This window comes from Clostridium gallinarum (assembly GCF_014836325.1).
GTDB classification, from domain to species: Bacteria; Bacillota; Clostridia; order Clostridiales; family Clostridiaceae; genus Clostridium; species Clostridium gallinarum.
In genome coordinates this window covers 45,660-53,848 of record NZ_JACSQZ010000018.1, presented here as the reverse complement: position 1 = coordinate 53,848, position 8,189 = coordinate 45,660, and the positions used below count along the sequence as shown (strand labels likewise).

Below are 8,189 nucleotides of genomic sequence, written 5' to 3'. Positions count from 1 at the left end.
TATAAGGAGAAACAATATTAATATTACAGCAACAATATGCAATTAATTTTAAATGTCACAAAAAGCTTGCACTATCAGGAATTTACTAAAACCAGTAGGTACCTCATTAACTAGAAGTTCACCTCTATAGTTCATTCCCCAATAAACCTTTTCATCTTTCCAAACCCTTTCTTCACCAACAAAATTTTTGCTTCCTAAAAAGCTATCTTGGTAATAGTAGTTATATTTCTTATAAGAATAGTCTGTAGAGTTTGGTCTTAGTGGTTTATCCTTTTTAGCATTAGAAGCATAAGTGTTTCTTTTAGCCTCAACAATGAAATCAATAAAATTAATTAAGTCTCCCATAATAATCCCCCCATAAAGTACAGTACAATAATTATAAAGGAAAAATATGGAATATTCAATAAGCGTTATAGAAATACAATTAATTTTAAAGTGAGTTACTATAGATTATGGAAATTTATAAATGTATAATATAGTTATAATTTAACATAGGGGGCAAAATATATGAATAACTTAAAAAATCTTAGAGAAGTTATGAAAAAAGAAAATATAGATTATTATATTATTCCAAGTAGTGATTCTCATCAAAGTGAATATGTTGCAGAATATTTTAAAGGAAGAGAATTTATATCTGGATTTACAGGATCAGCAGGAACTCTTTTAGTTGGACTAGATAAAGCATATCTTTGGACTGATGGAAGATATTTTATTCAAGCTGAGAATGAATTGAAAAATAGTGGAATATCTCTTATGAAAATAAATACACCAGGATATCCAACTATGGAAGAATGGATAAGAGATAATTTAAAAGAAAATGATGTTCTAGGCTTTGATGGAAGACTATTTTCAGTAAATCAATATGAAAGCTATTTAAATATAGCTAATGAAAAGAAATTTAGCATTAACATGGAAAAAGATTTGTTAGAAGACATATGGAATAAAAGAAGTGAATTACCTAAAAATAAGATTTTTTTACATGATGAAAAGTATGCAGGAAAATCAGCTGGTGAAAAGCTAAATGAAGTTAGAAATAATATGGATAAAAAATGTGCTGATAGCTTTATATTATCTTCTTTAGATGATATAGCTTGGTTATGTAATATAAGAGGTAATGATGTTAAGTTTAATCCTGTTGCTCTTTCTTATGTAATAGTAGGAAAAGATTATGCAACTCTTTATATAGATAAAGATAAGGTTGATAATGAAACTAAGGATAAACTAAAATCTGAAGGATTTGAAATCAAGGGCTATGATGATATTGAAGCTGATGTAAAACTTTTATCTGGAACAGTAGTACTTGATCCAAATAAATTAAATGCTAAAATCTTTACTGCTTTAAATAGAGAAATAAAAGTAATAAGAGAAGTTAATGTAACAACTAATTTAAAAGCTATAAAAAATGAAACTGAAATAGCTAACTGGGAATTATCTCAAGTAAGAGATGGAGTAGCTATGGTTAAATTTATAAAATGGCTTAAAGAAAATATAGGTAAAGAAAAGATTAGTGAAATATCAGCTAGTGAAAAATTAACTGGGTTTAGAGCAATGGGGGAAAATTACAAAGGGGATAGTTTTGGAACTATAGCCGGTTATAAGGATCATGCAGCTATGATGCACTATTCCGCTACAGAAGCTAGTGAATATGAATTAAAAGCAGAAGGTATGTTTTTAGTAGATTCAGGAGCTCAATATTTAGATGGAACTACTGATATTACAAGAACATTTATATTAGGACCTATAACAGAAGAAGAAAAAATAGATTATACGTTAGTCTTAAAAGGACATATAGGATTAGCATCTGCTAAATTCTTAAGAGGAAGTACAGGAGTTAATTTAGATATTCTTGCAAGAAGACCTCTTTGGAATTATGGAATAGACTATAAATGTGGAACAGGTCATGGAGTAGGATTTTTCTTAAATGTTCATGAAGGGCCACAAGGAATAAGACCAAGTGGAAATAATGTAGTTTTAGAGCCAGGAATGATATTAACTAATGAACCAGGTGTTTATAAAGAAGGAAAACACGGAATAAGAACAGAAAATACTTTAATAGTAGAAAAAGATTTTGTGTCAGAGGAGTTTGGGGAATTCTATAAATTTAGAACTATATCATATTGTCCAATAGATTTAGATGGAGTTAACGTAGAAATGCTTTCTTCTGAAGAAAAAGAGTGGTTAAACAACTATCACGAAATGGTATTTGGAAAACTAAGCCCATACTTAAGCGAAGAAGAAAAAGAATTCTTAAAACGCGAAACTAGAACTATATAGAATGAATAATTAAGAATGTATAATGTAAAAATAATGTAAAATGAAGGTTGAAATTCAGCCTAAGCTGAATTTCTTCCACAATTTTTAATTCTTAATTCTACATTTTACATTTAAACAAGGCTTAGGCCTTTTTTTGTTTTGGTGGTGCTATAAATCTATTAATTAATAGAGCTATAAATATCCCAAAAAGAGTTTCTATAGTTCTATTAAGTGCATAGTAAATTGGATCAGTAAATGCATGAACGGTAGTCACTCCAAGAAATGCAATACAAGATACATTTATAGCACCAGGCTTATTTATTAAATTACATGAATAAATAACAACTATGATTCCTATTGAAATAGTTAAATATACTAAAAGCTTTCTAATAAAGTAAGGTTCAATATTATAGGTTAAAAATCTACATATTATTAGAAATAAAAGTCCTGTTGTAGCACCTAAAACTGTTCCTAAGCCTCTATTTATTGCCATCTTAATAGAATTGGATACAGTATCTTGAACACAAAAGACAACAGTTAGGCAAGCGAAAAAAGGTTCGCTTGGAAAAAGTAATAGACATAAAAATACTGCAAGTGCAGTTTTTATTGTTCTTAAACCAATTTTAGGAAAGTTTAAATTCATATAATGACTCCTTATTTTTTGTTAGTTTCATCGATAGTATTATTCTCTTTAGGTGGATGTATATACTTATTTATTAAAATTGCAACAATTACCCCAAAAGCTGTTTCAATTGTTCTTTGCAAAGAATAGCTTAGTGGATTATTATAGCTTTGAGATACTAGTATGCTCATTAATGTAATAGATGAAATAGAACAAGCGTGAGGTTTTTTTATTATATTACAGATATATATAATTAATGAAACGCCAAAGGCTACTACTAATGGTAAAACTTTGTGCAAATTAAGTCCATTAGCTATATATAGAAATATAACTCCTAATAAACCACCAAGAAGTGTTCCAATCAATCTGTTCACACCTAGGTTAACAGAATTTTCTACAGTGTCTTGAACACAGATTACAGCTGCAATTGCTGCAAAAAGAGAATTTGGCCAAAGTATAAGACATACTAAAACAGATAAAGCTGTTTTAATATTTCTGGATCCTATATGAGGCAATTCGAAAGTTTTCACAGTATCAACCCCAATCGTTTTAATATAATTATAGCATATAAGGTGTAAAAAAATTAGTACCAAAATATTTGTTAATAATACAAAAGAATGTAAATATTATTGCGAAAGTATAAATAGTTATTATAGAATTATAATTGATAATACTTAGAGAATATTCTAGAAAGAAGGTTAGTATGAATTTTTGGTTTTATTTATTAATTATTGAAATTATACCAATAGGTTTATTTATATTTGGGGGATTATATGAGTCTAACTCAACAAAATTTGATGAAAATAAGTTTGGATATAAAAATCAATATGCAATTAAGAATAAGTTAGCTTGGGAATACTCAAATAAAGTAGCTGCTAAAATTTTTGGCTCTATAGGGACTTTATTATTTATAGTAAATACTTTACTATTGTTTATGTTTGGTGAAGGTGTATTAACCTTTATTCTATTATTCAGTTTATTTATGGTTGTTTTCTCAAGAATGATGATAGATAGGCTTATTAAAAAGAAATTTAATAAATAACTATAAATTAAAAGTAATTGACAGTAATTTTAATATAGCATATCATAAGAGTAATAATAAAATAAATGCTATGAAAAGAAGAGTAGTAAAGAGAGAATGTCTAAAGAGAACTAGGGTAGGTGAAAGCTAGTGGCATAAAACTTTATGAAGATGGCCTTGGAGCATGTTTTCTGAGCTTAATTGCTAGGGAAATACGGGAGCAACCGTTATATTGCAAGGTGATAATGGTCACCTGTTGAGGTATTTATTGCGAAATAAATATGAATTAGAGTGGTAACACGTATAATGCGTCTCTATGTAGGTTTTAATAATCTATGTAGAGACTTTTTTATTATTTATGAGTATTTTTTATTAAATTAAGTAATTATTGTTAGGAGGAAAATGGTATGTGTAAAAAGACATATTATATTACTACACCAATTTATTATCCATCAACTAAACTTCATATTGGAAATACTTATACTACAGTAGCAGCAGATGCTCTTGCTAGATATAAGAGATTAACTGGATATGATGTAATGTTCTTAACAGGAACAGATGAGCATGGACAAAAGATTCAAAGAATAGCAGAAGAAAAAGGTATAACACCTAAGGAGCATGTAGATGAAATAGTAGCAGGAATTAAGGATTTATGGCAGTTAATGAATATTAGCTATGATAAATTTATAAGAACTACTGATGATTATCACATAAAAGCTGTTCAAGATATATTTAAGAAATTATATGATAATGGAGATATATATAAGTCATCATATGAAGGATTATATTGTACACCATGTGAATCCTTCTGGACTGAAACTCAACTAGTTAATGGAAACTGTCCTGATTGTGGAAGACCAGTAGAAAAATCAAAAGAAGAAGCTTATTTCTTTAAGATGAGTAAATATGCTGATAAATTAATGGATTATATAGAAGCTCATCCAGATTTTATTCAACCAGAATCAAGAAAGAATGAAATGGTTAATAACTTCTTAAAACCAGGATTACAAGATCTTTGCGTTTCAAGAACAAGCTTTAATTGGGGAGTTCCAGTTACTTTTGATGAAGGACACGTTGTTTATGTTTGGATAGATGCTCTTTCAAACTATATAACAGCTTTAGGATATGGAAGTGACAATAAAGAGCTTTATGAAAAATTCTGGCCAGCAGATGTTCACCTAATTGGTAAAGATATATTAAGATTCCATACTATTTATTGGCCAATTATGTTAATGGCTTTAGATTTACCATTACCAAAGCAAGTATTCGGACATGGATGGTTACTTGTTGATGGAGGAAAGATGTCTAAATCTAAGGGAAATGTAGTTGACCCAGTTGCTTTAGTTGAAAACTTTGGAGTAGATGCTGTTAGATACTACTTATTAAGAGAAATTCCATTTGGAGCAGATGGATTATTTAATAATGAAATATTTATAAAGAAAATAAATTCAGATCTTTGCAATGACTTAGGAAACTTATTATCTAGAACTGTAGCTATGATAGAAAAATATTTTGATGGAGTAATTCCAAACAATAATGTTAAAGAAGCTATAGATGATGAATTAATAAACTTAGCTTTAGAAACTCCTAAGAAGGTAAATGCAGCAATAGATAAGCTTAGAATACCAGAAGCTTTAGAATATATATTTGATTTAATTGGAAGAGCAAATAAGTATATAGATGAAACTACACCTTGGATATTAGCTAAGGATGAAGAAAAGAAAGAAAGACTAGGAACAGTTTTATATAACTTAGTTGAAAGCTTAAGATTCTCTTCAGTATTATTATCAGCATTCTTACCAGATACAAGCAAGAAGATAAATGAACAAATAAATGCAAGAAATATTACATTTGAATCATTAAATAGCTTTGATGGAACAGTAGTTGGAACTAAGGTTCAAAAGGGAGAAGCTCTATTCCCAAGAATAGATGTAGATAAAAAGTTAGCAGAATTAGAAGCTTTAAGAGAAGCACAATTAGCAGCTAATAAAAAGGATGAAAAGAGAGAAATAACTCCAATAAAAGAAGAAATTACTATAGAAGACTTCGAAAAAATAGACTTAAGAGTAGTAAAAGTATTAGCTTGTGAACCAATAAAGAAAGCTAAAAAGTTACTAAAGCTAAAAGTAGATTTAAATGGAGAAGAAAGACAAGTGGTTTCAGGAATAGCTCAATACTATAAACCAGAAGAATTAGTTGGTAAATACGTAGTATTAGTAGCAAACTTAAAACCAGTAACACTAAGAGGGGAATTATCACAAGGAATGATACTAGCAGCAGCTACAGATGATGATAGCTTATTAAAACTAGTAAATCCAGGAGAGCTACCAACAGGAAGCAGTGTAAGATAAATTAAAAATTAAGAATGAAGAATGTAAAATTGAGGGAATAATTTAGCGCCAGCTAAATTATAAAAATACAAAACTCAGCTTAAGCTGAGTTTTCTCCTTAATTCTACATTTTTAATTTTACATTCTTAATTCAAACAAGGGGGTTTTTTATGAATATTATAGTTGGAAATGCATGGCCTTATGCAAATGGTCCATTGCATTTAGGAAGAATAGCTGTTTGGCTACCAGGGGATATAATTGCGAGGTATCATAGGCTTATGGGGGATGATGTTATATTTTTATCTGGTACTGACTGTCATGGTACTCCTGTAACTATGAAGGCTAAGGAGGAGGGAATAACTCCTTTAGAGGCAGCTAATAAATATCATGATGAATTTAAAAAGTGTTTTAGTAGTCTTGGATTTTCCTTTGATGTATTTGAGAAAACACATTCTGATTATCATGAGAATAAGGTAAAGGAATTTATTCTTGATTTATATAATAAGGGATATATTTACGAAAAGGAAATAGAGCAAACCTATTGCGAAGCTTGTAATGAGTTTTTATCGGATAGATATGTAGAGGGGAAATGTCCTCATTGTGGAGAAATAGTTTTAGAGGAGCAATGTGAAAATTGTTCTGAAATAGTAGAGTATGAGGATCTTTTAGATAAGAGATGTAAGCTTTGTGGCAATGAAACCATAGTAAAACAAACAAAGCATTTATTTTTCTCTCTTTCTAAATTTGAAAAAGATGTTAGAAGGCTTTTAATTAGACAAAAGGGTTGGAGAGAAAATGCTCAAAAGATAGTTAAAAGATATTTAGATGAAGGATTAAGAGATAAAGCTGTTACTAGAGATTTTAATTGGGGTGTAGATGTTCCTTTGGATGGATATGAAGATAAAAAAATATATGTTTGGATAGAAGCTGTTATGGGATATTTAACAGCAAGTATGAAGGTTTTAGAAGGAACAGATATAGATTGGAGAGAGTATTGGCAAGGGGAAGATTCTAGAGTTTACTTTGTTCATGGAAAAGACAATATTCCTTTCCATACTGTAATATTCCCTGCAATCTTAGCAGGACTTGGAATAAAAAATCCTAATTTAAGAGTTATATCAAGTGAATATTTAAAGTTAGAAGGAAAAAACTTTTCATCAGTTAAGAACTGGGCAATATGGGCTGATTATATAGTTGAAAATTATAATGTAGATGAATTTAGATACTATTTATCTATAAATTCTCCAGAAAATAAAGATACAGACTTTACTTGGAGAGATTTTATAAACGTAATTAATAGAGATCTAGCTAGTAATATTGGCGATTTTATAAATAAAGTTATAGGAGATATAAATAATAAGAGTAATTCTATAGTTCCAAATGGAACAATATCAAAAGAATTTAAAAACCAAATATTTGATTTATACTTTGATGTTGGGGATTATATAGAAGAAGGAAAATTCAAAAGTGCCCTTTTAAGTATTTTAGATTTTGTTAGACAAGCTAATAAGGACTATGAAAATGGAGATATAAGTCTTTATGAGGCATTACAACTAGTTGTAAATATATCAAATTTATTAGAACCTTTTATGCCGAAGACATGTGAGAAAATACGTATTTCACTAGATATAAAAGAACCAATATGGAGTTATACAGAAAAAAACTCTGGTACGATTTCAGATATAGATGTTCTATTTGATAGAATTGATAGAAAGAAAGCTATTGATGAAGTGAAAAGATTAAAAGAAGAAAAGAATTAGATGTAAAAAGGAAAAACCCTAGATTAAACATTTTGGGGAAAATTTAATCTAGGGACCATTAGATGGTTTTAGGGGTAAATAATAATGCTTTAACTACTTTACAGTTATCATGATAACTTAGCAATATGACAGAATTGTGTCAAAAAAATAAATAAAATATTAAGATTAGGAAATCCATTTAAATAATTGCAAAAAAATAATAT

Annotated in this window: 7 protein-coding genes and 1 other annotated feature; of the genes, 4 read left to right on the top strand and 3 right to left on the bottom strand. The window is 28.9% G+C overall.

The window, feature by feature from the left end; genetic code table 11:
* Positions 1–48 precede the first annotated feature (48 nt).
* Positions 49–345 carry a DUF5680 domain-containing protein gene (locus H9660_RS06990; RefSeq protein WP_191749652.1) on the bottom strand — a complete coding sequence of 99 codons (297 nt, stop codon included), beginning with the start codon at positions 343–345 and terminating at the stop codon, positions 49–51.
* Positions 346–507: 162 nt separating this feature from the next.
* Between H9660_RS06990 and H9660_RS06985 the strand changes: the two genes are divergently transcribed.
* Complete coding sequence (locus tag H9660_RS06985; protein ID WP_191749651.1) at positions 508–2,274, top strand: aminopeptidase P family protein; 1,767 nt, start codon at positions 508–510, stop codon at positions 2,272–2,274.
* Between the two features lie 121 nt (positions 2,275–2,395).
* On the opposite strand, the gene H9660_RS06980 is transcribed toward H9660_RS06985, so the two are convergent.
* Together H9660_RS06980 and H9660_RS06975 are read right to left on the bottom strand one after the other, a co-directional pair.
* Positions 2,396–2,896: an FUSC family protein gene (locus H9660_RS06980; RefSeq protein ID WP_191749650.1), complete on the bottom strand. Its 501-nt coding sequence runs from the start codon at positions 2,894–2,896 to the stop codon at positions 2,396–2,398.
* Between the two features lie 11 nt (positions 2,897–2,907).
* Entirely contained in the window at positions 2,908–3,405 is a 498-nt protein-coding gene (locus H9660_RS06975) for an aromatic acid exporter family protein (protein ID WP_191749649.1), read from the bottom strand.
* Positions 3,406–3,578: 173 nt separating this feature from the next.
* Between H9660_RS06975 and H9660_RS06970 the strand changes: the two genes are divergently transcribed.
* The 3 genes from H9660_RS06970 to metG (H9660_RS06960) all read left to right on the top strand — a co-directional run bounded on the left by H9660_RS06970 (position 3,579) and on the right by metG (H9660_RS06960) (position 7,986).
* Positions 3,579–3,917, top strand: a complete 339-nt coding sequence (locus H9660_RS06970) for an SdpI family protein (RefSeq protein WP_191749648.1) — start codon at positions 3,579–3,581, stop codon at positions 3,915–3,917.
* A gap of 61 nt (positions 3,918–3,978) precedes the next feature.
* Positions 3,979–4,215: a binding site (T-box leader), on the top strand.
* An 88-nt stretch (positions 4,216–4,303) separates the two neighbouring features.
* On the top strand, positions 4,304–6,247 hold the full coding sequence (metG, locus tag H9660_RS06965; protein ID WP_191749647.1) for a methionine--tRNA ligase: 1,944 nt from the start codon (positions 4,304–4,306) through the stop codon (positions 6,245–6,247).
* Between the two features lie 149 nt (positions 6,248–6,396).
* A complete protein-coding gene (gene metG, locus H9660_RS06960) occupies positions 6,397–7,986 on the top strand; it encodes a methionine--tRNA ligase (protein ID WP_191749646.1) in 1,590 nt (529 codons plus the stop codon).
* The last annotated feature ends 203 nt before the right edge of the window (positions 7,987–8,189 follow it).